20 protein-coding genes are annotated in these 20,561 nt (G+C 50.9%); 10 read left to right on the top strand and 10 right to left on the bottom strand.

The annotated features are described in order from the left end of the window. Both SPIBUDDY_RS10610 and SPIBUDDY_RS10605 read left to right on the top strand, forming a co-directional pair. Positions 1 to 525, top strand: a complete 525-nt coding sequence (locus SPIBUDDY_RS10610) for a hypothetical protein (protein WP_013607758.1) — start codon at positions 1 to 3, stop codon at positions 523 to 525. A 6-nt stretch (positions 526 to 531) separates the two neighbouring features. Further along, positions 532 to 1,077 carry a hypothetical protein gene (locus SPIBUDDY_RS10605; protein ID WP_013607757.1) on the top strand — a complete coding sequence of 182 codons (546 nt, stop codon included), beginning with the start codon at positions 532 to 534 and terminating at the stop codon, positions 1,075 to 1,077. On the opposite strand, the gene SPIBUDDY_RS10600 is transcribed toward SPIBUDDY_RS10605, so the two are convergent. Beyond that, complete coding sequence (locus SPIBUDDY_RS10600) at positions 1,074 to 1,520, bottom strand: RpiB/LacA/LacB family sugar-phosphate isomerase (RefSeq protein ID WP_013607756.1); 447 nt, start codon at positions 1,518 to 1,520, stop codon at positions 1,074 to 1,076. The two genes, SPIBUDDY_RS10605 and SPIBUDDY_RS10600, sit on opposite strands and share 4 nt — an antisense overlap. 114 nt (positions 1,521 to 1,634) lie before the next feature. Here SPIBUDDY_RS10600 and SPIBUDDY_RS10595 point away from each other — a divergent pair, with 114 nt between their 5' ends. Next, on the top strand, positions 1,635 to 3,269 hold the full coding sequence (locus SPIBUDDY_RS10595) for a putative manganese-dependent inorganic diphosphatase (protein ID WP_013607755.1): 1,635 nt from the start codon (positions 1,635 to 1,637) through the stop codon (positions 3,267 to 3,269). A gap of 3 nt (positions 3,270 to 3,272) precedes the next feature. On the opposite strand, the gene SPIBUDDY_RS10590 is transcribed toward SPIBUDDY_RS10595, so the two are convergent. From SPIBUDDY_RS10590 to SPIBUDDY_RS10570, 5 genes are all read right to left on the bottom strand, one after another. Beyond that, positions 3,273 to 5,297: a RelA/SpoT family protein gene (locus SPIBUDDY_RS10590; RefSeq protein WP_013607754.1), complete on the bottom strand. Its 2,025-nt coding sequence runs from the start codon at positions 5,295 to 5,297 to the stop codon at positions 3,273 to 3,275. After that, a complete protein-coding gene (gene prmC / locus SPIBUDDY_RS10585) occupies positions 5,282 to 6,136 on the bottom strand; it encodes a peptide chain release factor N(5)-glutamine methyltransferase (RefSeq protein WP_155816160.1) in 855 nt (284 codons plus the stop codon). The genes SPIBUDDY_RS10590 and prmC overlap by 16 nt, the downstream gene beginning before the upstream one ends. Before the next feature lie 7 nt (positions 6,137 to 6,143). Beyond that, positions 6,144 to 7,208, bottom strand: coding sequence for a peptide chain release factor 1 (gene prfA / locus SPIBUDDY_RS10580; protein ID WP_013607752.1), 1,065 nt, complete (start codon positions 7,206 to 7,208; stop codon positions 6,144 to 6,146). A gap of 54 nt (positions 7,209 to 7,262) precedes the next feature. After that, positions 7,263 to 8,624 carry an MFS transporter gene (locus SPIBUDDY_RS10575; protein ID WP_013607751.1) on the bottom strand — a complete coding sequence of 454 codons (1,362 nt, stop codon included), beginning with the start codon at positions 8,622 to 8,624 and terminating at the stop codon, positions 7,263 to 7,265. 66 nt (positions 8,625 to 8,690) lie between these two features. Beyond that, a complete protein-coding gene (locus SPIBUDDY_RS10570) occupies positions 8,691 to 9,263 on the bottom strand; it encodes a helix-turn-helix domain-containing protein (protein ID WP_013607750.1) in 573 nt (190 codons plus the stop codon). 118 nt (positions 9,264 to 9,381) lie between these two features. On the opposite strand from SPIBUDDY_RS10570, the gene SPIBUDDY_RS10565 reads away from it, so the two are divergent. Together SPIBUDDY_RS10565 and SPIBUDDY_RS10560 are read left to right on the top strand one after the other, a co-directional pair. Beyond that, positions 9,382 to 10,332: an NAD-dependent epimerase/dehydratase family protein gene (locus SPIBUDDY_RS10565; protein WP_013607749.1), complete on the top strand. Its 951-nt coding sequence runs from the start codon at positions 9,382 to 9,384 to the stop codon at positions 10,330 to 10,332. Next, a complete protein-coding gene (locus SPIBUDDY_RS10560; RefSeq protein WP_013607748.1) occupies positions 10,329 to 11,513 on the top strand; it encodes a glycine C-acetyltransferase in 1,185 nt (394 codons plus the stop codon). Before SPIBUDDY_RS10565 ends, SPIBUDDY_RS10560 begins: the two co-directional genes overlap by 4 nt. On the opposite strand, the gene sbcB is transcribed toward SPIBUDDY_RS10560, so the two are convergent. Beyond that, entirely contained in the window at positions 11,510 to 12,925 is a 1,416-nt protein-coding gene (gene sbcB / locus SPIBUDDY_RS10555) for an exodeoxyribonuclease I (protein ID WP_013607747.1), read from the bottom strand. The two genes, SPIBUDDY_RS10560 and sbcB, sit on opposite strands and share 4 nt — an antisense overlap. A 95-nt stretch (positions 12,926 to 13,020) precedes the next feature. Between sbcB and SPIBUDDY_RS10550 the strand changes: the two genes are divergently transcribed. The 3 genes from SPIBUDDY_RS10550 to SPIBUDDY_RS10540 are packed head-to-tail and all read left to right on the top strand — an operon-like array spanning position 13,021 to position 15,424. Further along, a complete protein-coding gene (locus SPIBUDDY_RS10550) occupies positions 13,021 to 13,638 on the top strand; it encodes a hypothetical protein (RefSeq protein WP_013607746.1) in 618 nt (205 codons plus the stop codon). A gap of 32 nt (positions 13,639 to 13,670) precedes the next feature. Further along, positions 13,671 to 14,981, top strand: a complete 1,311-nt coding sequence (locus SPIBUDDY_RS10545; RefSeq protein WP_013607745.1) for a hexokinase family protein — start codon at positions 13,671 to 13,673, stop codon at positions 14,979 to 14,981. A gap of 14 nt (positions 14,982 to 14,995) precedes the next feature. Beyond that, complete coding sequence (locus SPIBUDDY_RS10540; protein ID WP_013607744.1) at positions 14,996 to 15,424, top strand: very short patch repair endonuclease; 429 nt, start codon at positions 14,996 to 14,998, stop codon at positions 15,422 to 15,424. On the opposite strand, the gene SPIBUDDY_RS10535 is transcribed toward SPIBUDDY_RS10540, so the two are convergent. After that, positions 15,421 to 17,322 carry a phosphoglucomutase gene (locus SPIBUDDY_RS10535; RefSeq protein ID WP_013607743.1) on the bottom strand — a complete coding sequence of 634 codons (1,902 nt, stop codon included), beginning with the start codon at positions 17,320 to 17,322 and terminating at the stop codon, positions 15,421 to 15,423. The two genes, SPIBUDDY_RS10540 and SPIBUDDY_RS10535, sit on opposite strands and share 4 nt — an antisense overlap. A 67-nt stretch (positions 17,323 to 17,389) precedes the next feature. On the opposite strand from SPIBUDDY_RS10535, the gene SPIBUDDY_RS10530 reads away from it, so the two are divergent. Both SPIBUDDY_RS10530 and SPIBUDDY_RS10525 read left to right on the top strand, forming a co-directional pair. Continuing rightward, a complete protein-coding gene (locus tag SPIBUDDY_RS10530) occupies positions 17,390 to 18,214 on the top strand; it encodes a pyridoxamine kinase (protein ID WP_013607742.1) in 825 nt (274 codons plus the stop codon). Between the two features lie 6 nt (positions 18,215 to 18,220). Beyond that, positions 18,221 to 18,889 (top strand): 5'-methylthioadenosine/S-adenosylhomocysteine nucleosidase, encoded by a 669-nt coding sequence (locus SPIBUDDY_RS10525; protein ID WP_013607741.1) that lies wholly within the window; start codon positions 18,221 to 18,223, stop codon positions 18,887 to 18,889. Here the strand turns inward: SPIBUDDY_RS10525 and SPIBUDDY_RS10520 are convergent. Both SPIBUDDY_RS10520 and SPIBUDDY_RS10515 read right to left on the bottom strand, forming a co-directional pair. Further along, positions 18,844 to 19,251: a hypothetical protein gene (locus tag SPIBUDDY_RS10520; protein ID WP_155816097.1), complete on the bottom strand. Its 408-nt coding sequence runs from the start codon at positions 19,249 to 19,251 to the stop codon at positions 18,844 to 18,846. The genes SPIBUDDY_RS10525 and SPIBUDDY_RS10520 overlap by 46 nt on opposite strands. Further along, the gene (locus tag SPIBUDDY_RS10515; protein ID WP_013607739.1) at positions 19,248 to 20,531 is read right to left on the bottom strand and encodes a patatin-like phospholipase family protein; all 1,284 of its coding nucleotides are present in this window, start codon (positions 20,529 to 20,531) and stop codon (positions 19,248 to 19,250) included. Before SPIBUDDY_RS10515 ends, SPIBUDDY_RS10520 begins: the two co-directional genes overlap by 4 nt. Positions 20,532 to 20,561 lie beyond the last annotated feature (30 nt).

The following is a 20,561-nucleotide window of genomic DNA, read 5'->3' as shown; positions in this document are numbered from 1 at the left end:
GTGAGACGTCTGGTTAGTATTTTGGTGATGGTGTTCCTTCTCTCAAGTGCTCTTTCAGGGCGTAGTATCGGCTACGGTTTGGGCTATTATGGCCAAACGGTGGAGTCTGACCTACAAAAGACCTCTAGTGGAGTGGAATTCTCGTTGGTGTATAAACCTTGGAATTTTGCATTTGCAAATCCGTCGATGATCGCAAAGAGTGCGTTGGGAACCGATCAGAGTGGGAAGTACGGTGTACCGTATCTGGGAATAGGACTGGGATTGGACTTTTTTAGGACGACCCGTCATCCCTTCAATTTCCTTGCCCATAACATTATTGCTTACTCTCCGATGGTTTCTGTTTCCTACACGTTCGATCCTCGCCGGGGGCAATCGTTGCTAGGACTGGAAATCAGTCCTTTCAAATTGATCCAGAAGGATTTTTGGTATGATGCCCTCTCTCCTTTTTTCACCTATGATGTTCAGAAAGGCGAGCTTGACAGCTGGGGATTCAATCTGATTCGTTTCACATTTTTCTTTAAGTAGGTTGGTATGCGTAAGAAAGTGCTTTTGGTATGCATGATGATAGGGTTTGCTTTTCCCTTGTTTGCCGGGTATTTCGATGTGGGTATTACGTTGGGCACCAACGCCCATTTGGGTGAAAGGGACCTCGACTCCAGTCGACTGAAACTTGCTTGGGGTTTGTCGATCGGGTTGACCGATGTCTGGGAGCTGGATATCCAGACCGATACCCAGCTGGTTCCGAAATTCCTTGGAGATCACTCCGTATCGATGCTCCTCCAACGTACATTGCTGGGCCAACGATCCACCGGGGGCAAGACTGCAGGCGTCGGCATCAACACCTTGCTAGGTGTGGGGGCCATGATTTCAGCCTATACGCCCGAGGGTACAACTACACTTTCCCATCTGCTTGTCTCTCTCACCCCGATCACCATCGGCAGCCCGATTACCGGTAAACGTGAAAGAGCGCTCACGATCACCCTTGCCTATAATCTGTATACGCAACAAGTAGTGGTTCTCTTTGACCTGCTGAAATTCGATTTCTATGTGAGAGGGTCGTACAAAGATTACCGTTAGCAGCTGTGCTCCAGGCTCATAATCTTGTCGACTCGTCTCTGATGCCGATCCCCTTCGAAGGTTGCTTCCATGAAGGCATCAAGCATATCCACCGGATTCTCTGGGTAGTTGATTCTTCCCCCGAATGCGATGAAGTTCACATCGTTGTGCCTGCGTGCCATGGCGGCGGCATAGCTGTTCTGGGGTAGGGCGCAACGAATCCCTTCAATCTTGTTGGCACTGATGGAGATGCCGATACCGGTACCACACAAAAGGATGCCGAATTCATAGCCTCCTTTCTTATACTCATCGCAGGCTATCTTGGCCATGTCAGGATAATCTACCGAGTCATTAGTCTTAACACCCAGATGATTGACTGTATACCCAACTTTTTCCAGGTACTCAACCAAAAGAGTAGCCAAATCTACAGCTCCGTGGTCATTTGCTAGTACTACGCTTGGCATGTTCATTATCCTCCGTTTGATAATGGTACTCCATTTAGTGGCTTCTGACTAGCGTGTTTGGCGTTGTAAGTCCTGTGCAACTAGGATAAAATATGGCAACGACAGGAGTGTGAAGTGGCTGAGATCTATGTAAGTGGACACCGTAATCCCGATATGGACAGCATCTGTGCTGCCTATAGTTATGCGTATTTGAAAAATAAGGTCGATCCAAGCAACACCTATCTTCCCGTACGGTGCGGAAGTCTCAACGATGCGACAAAAGCACAGTTTGAACGCTTAGGCCTCACACCACCGCCTTTTATCAAGGATGTCCGAACCAAGGTGAGCAGTGTTACGAGAAAAGCGGAGGCCGTTGTGCAGGTTGACGATCCTGTATATACGCTGGTCTCCTTTTATGGTACTTCCAGCCGCTCTTCTGTCGTTCCTGTAATGGATACGGGAAAGTATCGAGGCTTATTAAGTGTCGATGAGGTGAGCAGCTTCATTCTCAAGGAGAATAGCGGCAAGCGTCCTCTCTATCACTTTGTAGTAGATAATTTCCCCAAGGTTCTCAAAGGTTCATTTGTTAAAAAAGGGGAGCAGAAAAGCTTCACTGCACCCATAATGGTAGGGGCGATGCGCTATGTGATATTCTGTAGGCATATGGATGCTCTGCAAGGGCAAGCTCCCATTTTGGTGGTCGGAGATAGGGAAGACCACATTAAGAAGGCTATCGAATTGCAGATTCCGGCCATCATTCTGACAGGAATTGAACATGAGGTTACCAGCAATGTAAATTGGGAAGCCTACCGTGGTACGGTATTCGTAAGTGCCCTTGACACCGCAGAAACCTTGCGTCTCTTGCGCCTCAGTGTTCCAGTTGTCCAGCTTATGGTACAGGATCCACCCAGTCTCCAGGCTGATTCTCTTTTTGAGGAAGCCAGGGATATTCTTGCCGAGAGCGAATTCCGCGGACTCCCTGTTTTTGAAGGCGAGACCTATACCGGGTTTGTGACCCGCCGTTGCTTTCTGCACAAGCCCAAAATCAAGCTCATCATGGTAGACCACAATGAGACCGAGCAAGGGGTGGAGGGTATTGAGGAAGCTGAGGTTGTTGAGATCATCGACCATCACCGTCTCGGGGCTGCAAAGACACGCAATCCGATTTTTATCTGCTGCGAGCCTCTCGGCTCAACCTGCACCATCATCTACAAGCTGTATGTACGTAACAGTATTGCAATCACCGCGCAACTGGCAAAGGTGCTACTCAGCGGCATTATCAGCGATACCATCATGCTCAAGAGCCCTACCACGACTTTTGAGGACTATACTGCCGTACAGGACCTGCTATCCATTGCACAGGTTCACGACATGATGACCTTCGGCCAAACCATGTTTGCTAGCGGTGCATCGCTTGCCAAGGAGGATCCGCGTAAAATGCTTGAGTCCGACTTCAAGCAGTACAAGGAGCTGGGAGTCAGCTTTGGTATTGGCCAGTGTGAAGTCACCACCCTCAGTGATGTGGACGATTACAAGGCTTCCTATCTCGCGGAGCTTGGGAAACTGAAGATTGCTCACAATCTGGACTGGGCAATGTTCCTCATCACCGACGTTGTGCGTGAAAACAGCGTTCTGTTGATGACCAGCATGCCGATAGCCGAACGCAAGCTCGCCTACAAGAAGGAGAGCGAAGGGAAATTCCTGCTCAGCGGAGTGCTGTCTCGTAAGAAGCAGCTGTTGCCGGAAATACTCAGAGTGTTGGAAGAATAGTTGCTATTTGATTTCTGAAATGGTGTTGATGGAAGGGATGGTTTTCAGGTTCTTGATGATTTTCTTGAAGTCTTCTTCGCGTTCCACTTCCATGGTGAATGTTCCCATCAACTTGCCTTCCTCATCGTCGAAAAGACGGCCTTCGATGAGGTGTCCCTTGAACTTGCGCAAAGCTCCTTCAATTTCCCCGAACAAGTCATAGGTGCGCTTGCTGGTTACGCTGAAGCGCTTGGTGAGTTTGGGGAACTCAGTTTCCCATTCCACCTCGATCGAGCGGTCGACAATTTCGCTCATGTTCTTGAGATTCGGACAATCGCGCTTGTGGACGATGATGCCCCGACCTCTGCTGATATAGCCGACGATATCGTCCCCTCGCACAGGCGTACAGCACTGTGCAATGTGGATCATCATGTTTTTCTCGTCGCCCACGCGGAATTTCATACGCTTTGCGTCGACAACCTGACGGACTATACTCTCATCATCGGGTAGTGGAGTGATAATCTGAGGTTCAAGCTTGACCGGTGGTTCCACAACCTTGCGTTTGGCAATGATGTCCTTGTCAATGAGGATGTTCTCATCATACTTGTTCAGCCATGCCTTGATTTTCTTGCGGGCACTGCTGGTCTGGGCATACCGTAACCACTGCAAATGGGGTCTTGCATTGGGGCTGGTGAGAATTTCTATGACTTGGGTGTTCTTCAGCGGGGCATTGAGTGGAATAATCGAACCATCGGCCTTCGCCCCTGTGGTATGGTTGCCGACCTCGGTATGGATCTGGTAGGCAAAGTCCAAGGCAGTGGCATTGGCGGAGAGTTCGACGATGTGGCCTTGGGGGGTGAATACATAAATGGTATCCTTAAGCAATTCCCCCTTGATGTCATCCATATATGATTCGCTGGTCTCAATCTCATTGGACCAGGTCTTGAGTTTGCTGATGATTTTGGAGAACTGCTCATTGTCCATTGTCGACCAAGAGCCGGTGTCGCTTCCTGATTCCGCCTTATAGCTCCAATGGGCGGCTACACCGTATTCAGCGGTGAAGTGCATTTCCTTGGTCCTGATCTGGATTTCCAGCAACTTGCCGTCAAGCGCCATGACGGTGGTGTGAAGGCTCTGATAATTGTTCGCCTTGGGCATGGCGATATAGTCTTTGAAACGACCCTCAATAGGGGGCCAGAGCCGATGTACGACCCCCAAAATTGTATAACACTCGGTGACGGAATTGCAGAGAATGCGTACGCCAAGGATATCAAAAATCTCATCGATCTCCTTCTTGCGCTTCTTCATTTTCATGTAAATCGAGTAGGTGTGCTTTGCCCGGCTGGTAACAATGATATCGCTGAATTCAGCATCGACGCAGGCTCGGTAGATGGACTTCTCAATTCTGCTCAGATAGGCTTTCTGCTCACTCTTTTTGGAGAGCAAGTATTCCTGGATGTAGTTGAAAGTATCGGGTTTGAGAATCTTTAGGCTGAGGTCTTCCAGTTCATCCTTGAGCCAGGAAATGCCGAGTCTGTCGGCAAGGGGTGCAAAAATATCGAGGGTGTCGCCGGCGATTTCCCGGGCACGCTCAGGATTAAGGTGTTGCAGCGTTCGCATGTTGTGCAGCTTGTCCGCAAGCTTGATGATGACCCTGATATCCTTGCTCATGGCAAAGAACATCTTGCGAATCGTCTCAGCCTCGGCCAGACTCTTATTCATCGTCTTCAGGTTTGCAATCTTGGTCTCGCCTTCCACCATATCGGCAACACTTTGCCCAAAAACCTCTTTCAGCTCTTCATAGGTGGTTGCGGTATCTTCAAGGGTGTCGTGCAAAAGGCCTGCACAAATGGTGTCGGCATCCATTTTCAGCTGGATCAGTATCTCGCCGACTGCTAGGGGGTGGATTATATACGGCTCGCCACTGGCGCGCTTCTGGTTTTCATGCTTGCTAGCCGCAAACGTGGCGGCTGCCAAGAATTTTTCCTGATCGTTCTTGGGATACTTGAATGCTTTTTGAATGAATCGTTCGATCAGCTGTTCGTACATGCAAGCACCCCCCATACGACTCGTTCGCGACCTGCAAGGTCTTTCTCAATGCGCACATTAGTGAATCGACTTGAAACTAACAACTGTTTTACAGTCTCTGCCTGCCGGTAGTCACACTCCAAGAACAAAGCCCCGCCTGCAGCAAGGTGGTCAAGACTCTGTGCGACCAACGCCCTGATGAGCTCAAGTCCATCCAAGCTAAAGCCCTCGAGCGCCAGCCTTGGTTCCCACTGTACCTCAAAGGCGACCTCATCGCACCAACTTGCGGTGAGATAGGGTGGGTTGCTGACGATGATATCATATTTTTTATCAGTAGGGGAGAGAAGATCGCCATGTAAGAATGTCAGGGGCCTGGAAACAAGGCGACGGGCATTCTCTCGGGCGACCGCCAAAGCACCTTCACTGAGGTCGGTGAGGGTAACAGCAGAGCCTAATTCCAAAGCCAGCGTGATGCCGATGCAACCGCTTCCGGTGCAGACATCGATGATCGAAGGCGTATCGGTCTTATTTTTTGCAAATGCAAGGACTGCTTCAATGAGGGTTTCGGTGTCCGAGCGGGGTATGAGCACCCGCTCATCTACTTGAAAGTCCCGCCCGTAGAATTCCCTGCGACCTAGGATGTAGGCCATCGGCTTATGGCTCAGACGGACTTTTCTCAGGGAGGTAAGACTATCCAATTGTGCATCGGTAAGTACTTTGTCGAAGAAGAGAATCTGCTTAGCTTGATCAAAGCCGGTTACCTGCTGTAAAAGCAATCGGGCATCAAGGTCGGGTGTGCCTTCCAAACCCGCCCCTTTGAGCAAGGCAGCGGTTTCGACTTTCCACGCCTGGATGGTCATCGCCACCTTAGCCTTCCTTCAGGGCTGCCTCACCGGCGGCGATTTTCAGCCCTTCGACAACTTCGTCAAGCTGGCCTTCCATGATCAACTCCAGCTTGTACAGCGTAAGGTTGATACGGTGGTCGGTAAGCCGGTTTTGGGGAAAGTTGTATGTTCTGATGCGTTCACTGCGGTCCCCGCTGCCTACTTGGCTTTTCCGGGCTTCGGCCCGTTCACGGTTCTTCTTGTCCTCTTCCAAATCGAAGAGGCGTGAGCGAAGCACCCTGAGAGCTTTTGCACGGTTCTTGATCTGACTTTTTTCGTCCTGGCATATGACCACCAAGCCGGTGGGAAGGTGGGTGAGACGTACCGCACTATCGGTAGTGTTTACGCACTGGCCGCCTGGACCTCCTGCCCGCATGACGTCGATTTTCAGATCTTCCTGACGGATTTCAATATCGGTCTCTTCCGCTTCAGGAAGGACGGCGACCGTGACTGCACTCGTGTGGATTCTTCCACCACTTTCAGTCTCGGGAACACGCTGGACTCGGTGAACCCCGCTCTCCCAACGCAAAGAACCATAAACATCCTTTCCACTGATGGAGATAACCAGTTCCTTATAGCCACCGATACCGGTTTCATTGGAAGAGAGGATTTCCATCTTCCAACCTTTTTCATCTGCATAGTGGGAGTACATTCTGAAGAGGTTTGCAGCAAACAGTGCAGCTTCCTCGCCTCCGGTGCCGGCACGGATTTCCATAATGATATCCTTGCCTTCCAAGGGGTCGGGGGGAATGAGCAGCATCTTGGTCTTCTTTTCGCACACTTCAAGCTCATTCTCAAGTTCATGGAGCTCTTCACGAGTCATTTCCAACATCTCCTGATCAGTTTCTTCCTTCATCAGTTGATGTGCTCCAATGATCTGTGTCTGCAATGAGTGCATCAACTGCAATTGGTCGATGATGGGTGCAAGATGTGATCGTTCCTGGTTCAGGCTTTTATAGAGTTTCATGTCCTGCATGGTTTCAGGACGGCTCAGTTTTTCATCTATATCCGCGAGTTGTTTCTCATACTCGGGCAGTTTCTTCAGCATTCGGTTCTCCTAAAAGCAAAGTATACAAAACCAGTGGCTCTTTGCATAGCGTTGCTAGATATCCAATAAGGAGAGTGCCTTGCGATTTTTCTGAATTTGATTGGCATCCAGTCGATTCATCTTCAAAAAGAGTAGACCACCAATAAGAAAGAAGAGTGCAGGAATAAGACCCATGTGCAATCGTATTCCCCAACGTGCCGCCTCGGTAATGTTCTGGTCATCGAAGCCGGTAGCTTGGTGCACCACAAAGAAAACGATGGCCTGACTTGCATAACTGAATCGCATGAAAAATGCCCTGATACCGAGTACTACCCCGTCATCACGACGCTTCTGGTCTACCACCAGGCTATCAATTACATCTGCCATGGCTGGACTCATGAAGGTCCAGAAGCCTCCAAACCCGAGGCCCCAAAGCGTCATTCCCAAAATATACGTACCTGCATTGGGAAGGAAGGTGAGAGGCAGGGCAAAGAGCGCAAGGGCGAAGCTGGAAAGAATAAGCATGCGTTGGTTGTTTTTAACTTTCTTAGCGACGCGGGTCCAAAGCAGGATGGAAAGCAAGGTGCCGACCAGCATGCCGGCGAAAATCGGGGTAGCTTGGCTGCTCTTGGCCCCTAGCACATACTTGACCACATAGTTGATGCTGGCCGTCATAAGCATGCATCCACTCTGGTAGAAGAAGAGCAGCAAAACGAATGCAAGCAGGTTGCGGCTTTTCAAGGCTTTGCGCATTTGGCTGAAGAACGGGGGAACGTCCTTTTGATGCTGCTGGGAGAACCTCGTTATCATTTGCTTGGTCTCAAAAACTCCAAAGCTCAGCCCCAGGGTACTGACGATGCTGATGGCTGCTATAACAATGGCGCAGACTTGGTAACTCGCGCGCACTCCATAGGAGAAGAAAAGCGGGGGAATGATGAAGCCGCTGGCAATGCCCAACACTCCGATACCCGTTCCAATGGCGGCGGTAGTGGTCCGCTCTGAATCGGTACGGAATTTGTCCGGGTAGATACTTTGATAATTTACTTCCCAAAGGGAATACAACCCGTCATACAGGCAGATGGAAAGAACCATCCACAAAAAGACGGGAAGCGGTTGTTTCTTTGCATCCCAGAGTGTGGGCACCGAAAAGATTGATATGAAGGCAAGACTGCACAGTATCAAGCCGCCGATAATCCAAACAAATCGTCTGCCGAATTTTTTGGAAAAGAGCGCTGTCTTGTTGGTGACGTATCCGATGATCGGATCGTTGACCGCATTCCACACTGAATAGATGATAGTCGCCAAAGCGGCATATCCACCCGCCAACCCTACCTCGGTCTCATAGAACATGAATACGATGGACCCGAAAGCGCCGGTAAGAAACTCGGCAATGAACTTGCCCATCCCATAGGAGACCATAATGCCTTTTTTCGCCATATCAGCTGCCCTTCCTCTCCCTTTCCTTATACCGTAGAGCCAAGGGCGTGTCAAAGTAAAAGACTCTTATCGCTTGTCGGGGGTGAAGCGTACTACCATATGTACGGTTGCAGGTTGGCTGCTTTCATTGGTGATGGAGTGGTCGATATCGCAATGGTAGACCAAAAAGTCACCCTTCTTGATCTCAGCGGTATTCTCGCCCACCTGCACTTTCACTGCTCCCTTGACGACCGTCAGGAATTCTTGGGTTCCGGGGTAGTGGGGTTCGCTGGCGAGCTTGCTGTGTCCTTCGAAGGTGAGCAGATACATCTCCAGTTCCTCAACCATGTTCAGGGGACTGAGTATGCGAATGGATACTCCGTTGTCATGGGTCTCCATTTTGGGAGCATCATCACCGGCAGGATTGAGACTGAAAACGCGTTTGGGTTGGTCGTCGGTATCGAGCAAATCATTGAGCTCAACATTCAGGCCGCGGGCTATCTTCCAGACGGTTGCTACGGTAGGATTTACCTTGTCGGACTCAATTTGGCTGAGCATGGCTTTGGAGACACCTGAACGCTCGGAGAGAACATTAAGGGTAAGTTTACGGCTGTTCCGAATCCTTTGGATATTTTTGCCGATCATCGGAGGGTTTTCCATCTTGCTGCTCCTGCTGGGTAAAAAGTTTGACATAGTGAAAAGAGTTCACTATAATGAACATGTTCATTGTAAGCCGGGTTGACTACCTTGTCAAGAAAAGCACTCTGTGGAGGTTGCTATGAAGAACATCCTGATCATCGGTTCATTGGGCCAATTGGGCTCCGAAATTGCGCTGGAATGTCGTAAACGGTACGGTGATGACCATGTCGTTCTGACCGATATCCGTAATGATGTAAACAAGCCTTTGGTGGAGGGCGGTCCCTTCTACCTTGTCGATGCACGTGATGGACAGAGTGTGGATGCGATTGTGAAGAAGCACAATATCGACACCATCTATCATTTGGCGGCAGTTCTTTCAGCCAGGGCGGAAAAGGATCCTTTGAATGCCTGGAACCTGAACATGGGTGGTTTGATCGCCACTCTCGAGGTTGCCAAGACAAATGGCTGTGCGGTTTTCACTCCTTCCTCCATCGGAGCGTTCGGGCCGACTACACCCAAACAGTACACACCGCAGGATACGATTCAGCGGCCTACTTCTATATACGGGGTGACCAAGGTAGCCGGTGAATTGCTTTGCGACTATTACTATCATAAGTTTGATGTCGATACCCGCGGTATCCGCTTCCCCGGGGTCATCAGCAATATGACACCTCCGGGAGGTGGAACAACCGACTATGCGGTTGAGATTTACTACGAGGCGGTGAAGAGCCACCATTATACCTGCTTCCTTCGCGGGGACACGTATCTGGACATGATTTACATGCCGGATGCCGTTCAGGCCGCCATCCAGATCATGGAGGCAAACCCCGCCAAGCTGCGGCATCGAAATGCCTTCAACATTGCAGCAATGAGCTTCTGCCCGGAAGAGCAGGCCGCCTATATCCGAACCCATATCCCAGATTTCACCATCAGCTACGATATAGATCCGGTCAAACAGGCCATCGCTGATTCTTGGCCTGACAGTCTGGAAGATTATGCGGCAAGAGTTGAATGGGATTGGAAACCCCGCTTTGACCTTGCTGCCATGACTTCTGATATGTTGACAACCATCCAAAGGAGGAGCGAATGAACGAATCTGTACGGCAGGAGTTGCAAGCGTTCTTTACCGAGCAACAGAAGCAGGGTTTACTAAAAAAAGAACGGGTGCTAACCAGCAGCCAGAGCCGCAGCATTGAAGTAGGCTCCAAGCATGTATTGAACTTCTGTGCAAACAACTACCTCGGGCTTTCCAACAACAAAGACGTGATCCAGGCAGCCAAGGATGCTATGGATACGTGGGGGTATGGACTTTCGTCGGTACGCTTCATTTGCGGTACACAGCAGGTGCACAAGACCTTGGAAAAGCGCATCAGCTCTTTTCTGAGAACTGATGACACCATTCTTTTTTCCTCCTGTTTTGATGCAAACGGGGCTTTGTTCGAACCTCTGCTCGGCGAAACGGATGCAGTGATCAGCGATGAACTGAACCATGCTTCGATTATTGACGGCATCAGATTGTGCAAGGCAGAACGGCTGCGGTACAAGCACAGCGATATGGAAAGTCTGAAGGATTGCCTGAAGCAGAGCCAGCACTGCCGCCGCCGTCTCATCGCCACCGATGGGGTATTCTCCATGGACGGCGATATTGCCAAGCTTAAGGAAATCTGTACGCTAGCGAAAGAGTTTGATGCCTTGGTAATGGTTGATGACTCACATGCGACTGGGTATCTAGGGCCTACAGGACGTGGAACGGTTGAGCTTTGCGGTGTGGAAGGACAGGTTGATTTGATCACCACCACCTTCGGAAAAGCGTGCGGGGGCGCAAGCGGGGGGTGCATTTCAGGCAACCAACTGCTTATCGATCTCTACCGCCAACGTGCCCGGCCGTATCTCTTCTCCAATACGCTCGCTCCCGCCATCTGCGGTGGGACCCTGAAGGTCCTGGACCTTTTGGAACAGGGAAATCCCTTTAAGGATTTGACCATGCGCAATGCCAAACACTTTCGCCGTCTCATGGAGGAAGCGGGCTTTGACTTGGTCAAAGGTGAGACCGCCATCGTACCGGTGATGGTGTATGACGAAAACAAGGCGGTTGCAATGGCGGATGCCCTCCTTGCTAAGGGCATTTACGTCATAGGGTTCTGCTATCCGGTGGTTCCCAAGGGTAGGGCAAGGATCAGGGTTCAGCTATCAGCAGTCCACACAGCCGAAGACATCGAAACGGCAGTCTCTGCCTTCGTTTCTGTGGCTAAGGAAATGAAGTTGCTCTAACCGAAGATTTTCGTTTCCAGTTCTTCCCCATAGGCTTTCAAATCGGCAAGCACGCGTTTTTCCTCGGCAGAGGTTTCCGTGCTTGCCAATTTTTCCTCAATCTTGCGTTTGAAGAAATTCCAGTTCATCTTGATCGAGCCCGGTGGATTAAGGGTACGATTCGCACAGAAACTTCTCCACTTGCGTTTTTGTTCGTCGGTGAGGACTTCGCTCCAGTTGCGTGCCACGTGCCGAAAAAGCAGGGGGGCAACCCGATTATCCTCGAAGTCGAGGTGCAGTGAAAGCTTGTCCTTAGGCTCGGCCTGGCGGATGAGATTGAATCGTTTCTGGTCGGCATCGCCGAAGAAACGGTCATAGAGCTGAAAGTCTACATCGTCCACTCCCTCGTACTTTTCCTCGATATTACGGGCCGTCATCAGAAGTTTTGTTTGGTTGACGATTTGCTGGTGCCTGAAGAGGGCAAGCTCCTTGTCGATGCCCAATTTTATGGCCAATTGGTCGGTGAGGACGTTCAACGGTGAGACAAAGGGACACTTGTTGATCGATAGGGTGAACACACCCTCGGTCTTTAGCAGGGTCTCTTCGGTTGCTTGAAGCAGCGGGGCGACATCCTTGCTCAAGTCAAAGCAGATGATGGCATTGGCATTGCTTTTCATATGGGTGATCGGGGTGATAAGGCGTGAGCACCCCTCATTCTTGCTGAAGAAGGCTGCGGTATAGAGTACCGGCTCCCCAAAGGGTGTCTGCACGACTTTCTTGACCTGGGTTTTGGCACGCAAGGCAAAATAATACTCATACAGCTTGGGTTGCTTCTCCTTGATCAGGCGGGCGATGGCAATCGTAGCCCGTACATCGACGAGTGCATCGTGGGCCCCAACCTGCTCAATATTGTTGGCCTGTGTAAGGGCGACCAAGCGGAACGTTGGGTTGCCTGTCTCCTCCTTGCGGGGAGGCCAGGCAATTCCTTCAGGTCTCAAGTCATAGGCGGCACGAACCAAGTCGATGATGTCCCAGCGGCTGCAGTAATTATCCCATTCCCGCTTGTATGGGTCGAGAAAGTTGCGATACAAGGCGTTGCGGATGAACTCATCGTCAAAGCGGATGGTATTGAAGCCGGCCACCACGGTATTGGGTTTGGAGAACTCGGAATTGATTCGATCGATCAAGTCACTTTCACAGATGCCTTTCTTATTCACTTCCTGCGGAGTGATGGAGGTTATCGTGCACGAGAGTGGATCGGGCAGGTAATCGTCACTGAGTTTGCAGTACAGAACAATAGGTTCTCCGATGGGATTGAGGTTCAGATCGGTACGTTGACCTGCGAATTGGGCGATGCGATCGTACCTGCTGTCCAGGCCGAAGGTTTCCAGGTCATACCAGAAGATTGTCGTTTGTTTCGGATGGTAACTCATGCATTGAGTGTATCACATTCGCTTCAATCTGTCTTTTTTCTCTCCTTGTGTTGTTCTCTTTTCATCCGTACCGTATGATAGAAAAAAGGGTAGTCATGAAAGTAGCAGCACTTATTCTCATTGTAGTAAGTCTCATGGTGCCATTGGCGGCGAAAGCCCCTACGGCAAATGATGTTACGGTGGCAATTGCTGCCATCACCGATTCTGCCATCTGTTCGGTGGCGGCCTTTTTGAATTCTCCTTCTCTGGACCTTCCCGGATCCACCCTACACTTTCGGACAAACGAGTCGTTACCCCATATCCTGACATTTCAGAACTCGGATATCGGTACCTATCTTTCAGTATTCATGGCAACCAGACAACCCAACGCATCCTTCTTTGCAAGCTTGTTCAATGCGGCGCGCGGCCCGCTTAATGACATTGCAATCCAGTATCTTACCGTACACGGTTGGGAGGTCGGCCATGCCGTTCTCAAGGGAGCCATGGTCACCGAGTGGGGTGAAGGAGCAAGTCTGGCCTCTCTTATGACGACTGTCGTAACCAGCGGTAAAATTCCTGCCATCACGGTGGTCGCCGATGTTACGGTTCAGGGCAGAAGGGTGAGCATCCCTGTTCGTGTTGAGGGGACTTTTATGTTACACTCCGATGAAGAAGGATATTTTGCGGTCAAACCGCTTGCTTTGAAAATAAATGGGGAGGAGAAGGAGGTGTAGGTCAGCCCTCCTGCCTCTGAAAAGGAGAAACCATGTCCGATTGTGTCCAAAAGACCACAGCTTTTCTTTCAAGGTGGGGTATAGATCCTGCTTCTGTCGATATGAAGGCTTTGCTGGCAACCTTTCTCAGTGAAATGGAAAAAGGTCTCGAAGCGGAGAGTACTAGTTCCCTGAAGATGATTCCCACCTATACCGAGGTGGTCAGTACGATTGCCAAGGGAGAGAGCGTCATCGTCCTGGATGCCGGAGGGACTAACTTTAGGACCTGTTTGGTCACGTTTGATGAACAAGGGAACGCCCATATCGAGGATTTTAAAAAGGTTTCAATGCCCGGGGTGAAGGAAGAGGTCTCCGCCCAGAAGTTTTTCAGCACCTTTGCCGATGAGGTGGAGCGCCTGATAGACAAGAGTGACAAGATTGGATTCTGCTTTTCCTATGCTGCGGCCATCACCGCCGACCACGATGGCATTCCCCTCGTCTTTTCCAAGGAGATCAAAGCACCCGAGGTCATCGGTAAGAAGGTCGGGGCAAGCCTTTTAGCTGAACTCGAACGTCGCGGTTATGATGTTACCAACAAGAAAGTTGCCGTACTCAATGACACCGTCGCCACCCTGTTGGCCGGCCAAAGTGCTGCGAGTGACATACCGTACAGCGGCTATATCGGGTTCATTCTCGGCACCGGAACAAATACAGCCTACGTTGAGCGTAACAGCAATATTGCCAAACTCGGCCTTTTCGATGGAAAGAGCCAGATCATCAATATTGAGTCGGGCAATTTTGATTACTGCCCGAGCAAGCTCGACCGCGAGTATTTTGACTCAACCAAGCAGCCCGAGCAGTATCATCTGGAGAAGATGATCAGCGGGGCCTATCTTGGTCCGCTCAGTACGTTGGTCATTCAGAAAGCCATCGCCGACGGCATCCTGAGTGCAACCTTTGCAAAGCGGTTCGCTCAGTTGGGAACTGTCAATACCACGGTGATGAGCAACTACCTGGAGATGCCTCTGAATAAGGAATACGCCCTGGTTGCCTGCTGTGAAGGCAATGAGGATGATGCGATAGCCCTATGGATGATCATCGATGCAGTCATCGCCCGTGCAGCCAAGCTTACCGCTGCCAATCTTGCTGCTACGGTTATCAAGAGCGGAGCCGGGACCGACCCCAGAAGACCTGTGTGCATCAATGCCGACGGCACCACCTTCTACAAGACCGAATACCTGAAAAAGTACACCGAGTACTACCTGCACACGTATTTGCAGCTGGAGTATAAGCGCTATTACCGCTTTGTACGTATCGATGACTCTCCTACCATCGGAGCGGCCATAGCTGGACTCAGTCTGTAAGGAGGCCTCTGTCCATGAGCGATTGTTTTTCCGTTGAGAAACGAAGCAGGATCATGGCCAGCATCAAAGCGAAGGATACCAAGGCGGAATTGGCAGTACGCACCTACCTTTTCCGCAAGGGTTTCCGATATCGCGTCAATGACTCGCATCTTGTGGGTAAACCTGACATTGTACTGCCAAAATACAAAACCGTGATTTTCATCAACGGTTGCTTTTGGCATGCACACCAAGGGTGTAAGCACTTCTCCCTTCCTAAGACTAATCGTCCGTTCTGGGAACAAAAGCTAAAGAGAAATACAGAGCGAGACCAAGAGGTTCTTGCAGCTCTGCTTCAGAAGGGGTATCGGGTGTTGGTTGTATGGGAGTGTGAGCTTTCTCCCCCCCTAAGAAGGGAGGAGACGCTCTTTGGTCTGGTCAACGAGATTTGGCAGGTCGAAAGCTAAGCCTGGTCGGCTCGCTCGATCAGGCTGCGGTGCCAGGCAAGCAGATACTCATAGCGATGCTCATCGTCGCCTTGACAGTCGACGAGTACGCGGAACACCGGCTCGGTTTTGCTCCCCCTCATCCACAGGTAATCGGTTAGTACGCCATCCTTATCCTTGAGAGCGACTTTGTACCCACCGCTGAAGCTGCCGTGGCGGAAAGCTTCCCCCATCCCTTCATAGCTGTTCGTTCCCTCGGTCTGGTATATGGCATACGAGTGGATGCCCATCGCCGAAAGTTGGGCCTTCCGTTCCTCCCAGTCACTTTGCAGCAGCGCTTCGTACCGGTTCTTGAGCAGCGCATGGCTTTGCTTCACGTACATTTTCCCCGCTTTTGAGAAGGAGCCTGTTGTTGTATAGACAGGAAGACTGTCGATAAGACTGTCTAACGTGATGGAATGGGGAACCTGGCTTCCGATTGAACGAAACCAGAGCTTTGCAATATCACGGTTACGCAGAAGCTTGACGAGACTGAGCAGGGTGTTCAGCGGATCTCGAACCTTTGCCGGGTGGGTGATGTTGCCCCCGTTCGACCCTTCCCCGAGGATTGGTACCAAATACCCTTCGGATCGTTTCAACTGGGCCAGTTCCACCACGTTGGCTTCTCCCACTTCACAGCGGAAGACTTCGGCATCGAAGGCCAAGGCTATTCGATCGATGCGCATGGACGTCGGGCCATTCACTACGGTGGCCAAAAGGTTTGTAGGGTTCTGCAGTCTAGTCTGCGAAAGCTCGGCGAGAACCACCAGGGCAAATACGCTCTGTGCTTCCAGAATCTGGGCCTTGCCGCTGCGTTCCGAGATGTATACCAAGTTGCCGCGGTCTCCATCGTTGTCGGGAACATACCCGAGGCGGTAGGAAGGGTCCTTTGCGTACATTGTTTCGAGGGTGGATCTGCATAGCTCAAGATTCTCACCTTCGGGAACAATTGCATGCACCACATCGCCGGGCTTGTCGTTGAGCAGGAGCACCTTCAACCCCAGTGATGTCAACAGGCGTTTGTCAATACTGGCTGAGCGTGCACTTCCATTGAGCTCCCCGATCACCGAAAGAGGTTCTTTCTGGTGAGCCTGCACAAGAGTCTGGAGGAAGCGGTCGTGTTCCTTTGCATCGGTACTTTTGACTGCGGTGTTCAGAACAAAGGTTTCATACCGCTCAAGACTTCTGTTGCGCTCGAATTCCACCTGCTGTAGTACGCTTCGATACTGCTTTACATCCATGGCCTCGCAGATTTTGTGCAGGTAAGAGGGCGCCATGACTTCCTGTTCCACGATGGTTTTGAAAGCGGCAGTCAATGCATCGGCTTGGGTGAGGGAGTACACCCCTCCGTTGCTTCCGAACTTGAAGCCGTTGTGTCCGATGGGATTGTGACTTGCCGATATATAGAAGAATGCGTCCGCTTCGTCGGGATACAGATTGCAGTCGGCCATTATCTGCGGTGCGGCACAAATGAAAAGATAACGCACCTTGCAACCTAAGGCTGTGAGGGTACGGCAGACAATATCCCCCAGTACACGTCCGGTAGGTCGTGCATCGAGACCGACGAGAATGGTTTTCTCAGAAGTCGAACAAGGAGCGACGCCTGAAAGGACAGCTTCCTTTTGTGCACAGGCCACTCCAAGGCTGCGAGCCAAGGCAAGGGCGGCGAGGGCTGTGAGGGTGGCATCAGCATCGCTGACTTGCGGACCTGCATCCTCCTCATCACCACGTATGGCAAACACCTTTCTCCATCCCGAGGAGGAGAGAATCATGGATGAGAGCGCTTTTTCCAACTGCTCGTGGGATGGCAGGGGAAACGACAAAGGGCTTATTTGGTCATCGGCGATCATCATGTGATGCAGACTGTCATAGAATAGCATAAGGACCTCCACTAGGCTGAGTATACCATATATTGCCTAGTTTGCAGATGTACGGTAGTGTAGATTCATGCAACGTACCTGTGCCGCCATCCACGATTTGAGCTGTTATGCAAAGAGCTCTTTGACCGTTGTTTTGCCAACCCTCGAGGTCTTGGGCATTGAAACGTGCCCGCTTCCGACGGCTTTGCTCTCCAGTCAGACCGATGGATTTTCTTCCTATTATTTCAAGGATACAACCGCTGACATTGAGAAAATCCTTGAAGTCTGGAAAACCCTCGGTCTTGGTTTCGACGCTATTTACTCAGGCTTTCTTGGCAGTTCCGTACAGGTGGCTTTGATCAAGGCATTCATCCAGGACCAACGACAAACCCAAGCACCTCTTACCCTCATCGATCCGGTTCTCGGTGACGATGGGAAGCTGTACGGTCCCATCACACAGGCTCACGTATCGGCAATGCAGGACTTGGTAACATACGCCGATGTCATCACCCCCAATACAACGGAGGCTGCCTTGTTGCTCGGCCGTCCCTATCAACACAAATTCGATGAGGCTTGTGCACTCAACTGGGCGAAGGAACTTGGTGTGAAAACCGGTGCAAACGTGGTCATCACCAGTGTACCGCTTCAGAATCAGAGCGTTGTGGCCTGCTATGCAGAAGGACAAACCTTCATGGTTCCATACAAAAAATTGCAGGCTTCCTATCCGGGGTGCGGTGATTTGTTTGCCAGCCTTTTGCTGGGATTCTTACTTAATAAGGACTCCTTCCAAAAGTCTGTCGACCAAGCCGTTGCCTATACCACGATGGCCATTGAGCGAACTTTGGCAGGCGGGTATGAAACGCGCCATGGTGTGGCAGTTTCGCTCATACTTGCAGATTTGGCAAAGAGATAGCTTGGTATGGAAACGGAAGTATTGGTTCTTGCAGCAACGAATCGTGAATTGGAAGGAGTGCTTACAAAGCTCGATGAACCTATCCACATCGGTGAACACAGTGTTGTAGGTGTCTGCACCGGGGTTGGCAAGGTGCAAAGTGCTCTTGCAGCCCTAAAAGCACTGTATGTCCATAATCCCCGATTGGTTGTCCTTCTCGGGTATGCGGGAGCCCTTGATCCTTGCTTGGACATCGCAGATCTTGTGGTGGCAACGAAGGTTGTTCAGTATGATTTGGATCTTCGCGCTTTCGGTCTTCAGCGCGGGCAGACCTTCGACGGCGGCGGCAGGATAGTGCCGGCAAGCATCGACCTCTATGCCCCCGATCTCAATGGTACCAAGAAGGTGGTATTGGGCACTGCCGACCGCTTTCTTTTACGCTCCTATCGTGAACAGAATCCTTATTTGACTGAAGAGCTGGGCTTGGGTGCAAGTGATATGGAAGGGTTTGGCATAGCGCAAGCCTGCGTCATGCAAGCCATTCCTTGTACAATCCTCAGAGTCATCAGCGATGATGCAAAAGGTCATCGTCCCAAGGACTTCAAACGATTTGTTAGGCAGGCTAATGAACGTCTACATGATGGTTTGCTTCAGTTGCTGGAAGTTCCCAAGGAAAAATCCCCTACAAGTTTATAGACATTGCCATCCTTCTTTACCTCGATGTGACGGCTGGGGAAATAGAGTGGGATGATCGACCTTAGATAGGTAATGGCAGCGTGCTCGATGGCTTTGCGGTCCTCCTGCCTAACACGAGAAAGCGTACGAATCTCAACGGAAACCAAATATCCCCTACCAAGGTCGCTGCCGTAGCCAAGGGTGAATTGCGTTCCTGTAGAAAAGAGTCCGTCGTAGGCAACACTGGCAGCCTTTCCTCTGGCCGGTCTGTTCGGATGCAGGGGATAGTGATCCCCGTAGGTGTCCTCCAGATAGTGGTCAAGATCATCGCAGAGCCTGCGCATGATAGACTCCAACTCCATTTGCAAGGGATGGGTGCTCACATCGTACCATCCTGCTTCGCGCTTTCCTCGATCTGGTAGCGCTGCAGAAATGAGTAGTACGAAGCGAGTGCCGGAATTTCGGTATCCGGTGTCAGGATGGGGGAAGGCAACTGCTGTTGGGGCGGCTCGACTTCCCGAGGACCAAGGGTGAGCTGGTCGAAGGAAGTGCGGGCAATCAGGAGCCTTGCGAAATCACGGATTTTCTCTTCATTTTCCGAGAAGATTTGTTCGGCCCCTTTACACATGGAGGCTAGGGCAAGGGCACTGGTCGCATCCAGTTTGTATTCTTCCCCAAGCTTTCCATGAACCCGTGTATAGCCCAGGTCCGGGATCTGCTGGGCGATGTGGTCGACTACCTGCATTTGGGCGGTGGCATAAATTTTTTGGATGGGGGCACCTTTTGCAGGATCGATCCATCCAATAACCCCGGTGCCGGCACCGCTGACGGTGAATGTAAAATCACTGCTCGCCGTGGACAAGGAGAGAATGTGGAATTTCTTCGCATTCGGATAGAGCCTTTTTGCCTCCGTATAGGCATACAAGGTAGGATTGTTGGCAACAACACCCCCATCGATGAGCGTCTGCATGGTGAGTTCCTGACGGTCGTATAGGTAGGCAGGCCTGAAGAACGTCGGAGCTGCACTGGTTGCCCGGGCGGCTTCCCAAAACAAGAAACCATGTGAATCATTTGAGCTGAGTACGAATGGCTTGCCGGTGGAAGCCTCATAACTCATCACCAGCGTTGGTACTACGGCCTCACTCAGGGGTACTTCCTTGAAGGTTTGCTTCAAAAATCGCTCCAATGGCTCGCAATCGTACTTATCAATGAATATCTGACTGAAAATTCTTCCCTGGTTCTTGGGGAAAATCTGTTTGCCATTCTTAAGATAGAGGGATTCTAACGTTTTGGTATCCAGGCCGAAGGGCAGTGTACCTGAAAGCGTCTCATTTCCACGACGCCTACGCACACGCTGCCAAAAAGTTTGCTGTTCCTGCTCAAAAATATAGGAAATGTAGCGTGTATCCGCTATCAAATTGGTTTTTTCAACCGGGGCTGCAAGAGCTAGGGCAAGCAAGCCTCCAGTGGAGGTGCCGGCAATGAGATCGAAATGTGCATACAGTGGACGGTTGTCTCCAAGCTCTTCCAAAAGCGTGGAAAGCTTGGCAAGCATGACCGAGGGTACAATCCCCCGCATCCCGCCTCCATCTATGGAGAGGATGTACCGTTCCTCCTCTTTGCCTTGAGTCGGTGAACGTCTCAGAAAATCTCGTAATGCCATGCCATAAGAGTGATGAATTTGTGCTCTTGG

Origin of the sequence: Sphaerochaeta globosa str. Buddy, from assembly GCF_000190435.1 — a bacterium.
Classification (GTDB): Bacteria; Spirochaetota; Spirochaetia; order Sphaerochaetales; family Sphaerochaetaceae; genus Sphaerochaeta; species Sphaerochaeta globosa.
This window is presented reverse-complemented; position numbering and strand designations above follow the sequence as displayed.

Coding starts and splice junctions, on each gene's coding strand:
- SPIBUDDY_RS10605 (WP_013607757.1), top strand. CDS start 532: ATGCGTAAGAAAGTGCTTTTGGTATGCATGATGATAGGGTTTGCTTTT.
- SPIBUDDY_RS10600 (WP_013607756.1), bottom strand. CDS start 1,520: ATGCCAAGCGTAGTACTAGCAAATGACCACGGAGCTGTAGATTTGGCT.
- SPIBUDDY_RS10590 (WP_013607754.1), bottom strand. CDS start 5,297: ATGTACGAACAGCTGATCGAACGATTCATTCAAAAAGCATTCAAGTAT.
- prmC (WP_155816160.1), bottom strand. CDS start 6,136: ATGACCATCCAGGCGTGGAAAGTCGAAACCGCTGCCTTGCTCAAAGGG.
- prfA (WP_013607752.1), bottom strand. CDS start 7,208: ATGCTGAAGAAACTGCCCGAGTATGAGAAACAACTCGCGGATATAGAT.
- SPIBUDDY_RS10575 (WP_013607751.1), bottom strand. CDS start 8,624: ATGGCGAAAAAAGGCATTATGGTCTCCTATGGGATGGGCAAGTTCATT.
- SPIBUDDY_RS10570 (WP_013607750.1), bottom strand. CDS start 9,263: ATGGAAAACCCTCCGATGATCGGCAAAAATATCCAAAGGATTCGGAAC.
- SPIBUDDY_RS10565 (WP_013607749.1), top strand. CDS start 9,382: ATGAAGAACATCCTGATCATCGGTTCATTGGGCCAATTGGGCTCCGAA.
- SPIBUDDY_RS10560 (WP_013607748.1), top strand. CDS start 10,329: ATGAACGAATCTGTACGGCAGGAGTTGCAAGCGTTCTTTACCGAGCAA.
- sbcB (WP_013607747.1), bottom strand. CDS start 12,925: ATGAGTTACCATCCGAAACAAACGACAATCTTCTGGTATGACCTGGAA.
- SPIBUDDY_RS10550 (WP_013607746.1), top strand. CDS start 13,021: ATGAAAGTAGCAGCACTTATTCTCATTGTAGTAAGTCTCATGGTGCCA.
- SPIBUDDY_RS10545 (WP_013607745.1), top strand. CDS start 13,671: ATGTCCGATTGTGTCCAAAAGACCACAGCTTTTCTTTCAAGGTGGGGT.
- SPIBUDDY_RS10540 (WP_013607744.1), top strand. CDS start 14,996: ATGAGCGATTGTTTTTCCGTTGAGAAACGAAGCAGGATCATGGCCAGC.
- SPIBUDDY_RS10535 (WP_013607743.1), bottom strand. CDS start 17,322: ATGCTATTCTATGACAGTCTGCATCACATGATGATCGCCGATGACCAA.
- SPIBUDDY_RS10530 (WP_013607742.1), top strand. CDS start 17,390: ATGCAACGTACCTGTGCCGCCATCCACGATTTGAGCTGTTATGCAAAG.
- SPIBUDDY_RS10525 (WP_013607741.1), top strand. CDS start 18,221: ATGGAAACGGAAGTATTGGTTCTTGCAGCAACGAATCGTGAATTGGAA.
- SPIBUDDY_RS10515 (WP_013607739.1), bottom strand. CDS start 20,531: ATGGCATTACGAGATTTTCTGAGACGTTCACCGACTCAAGGCAAAGAG.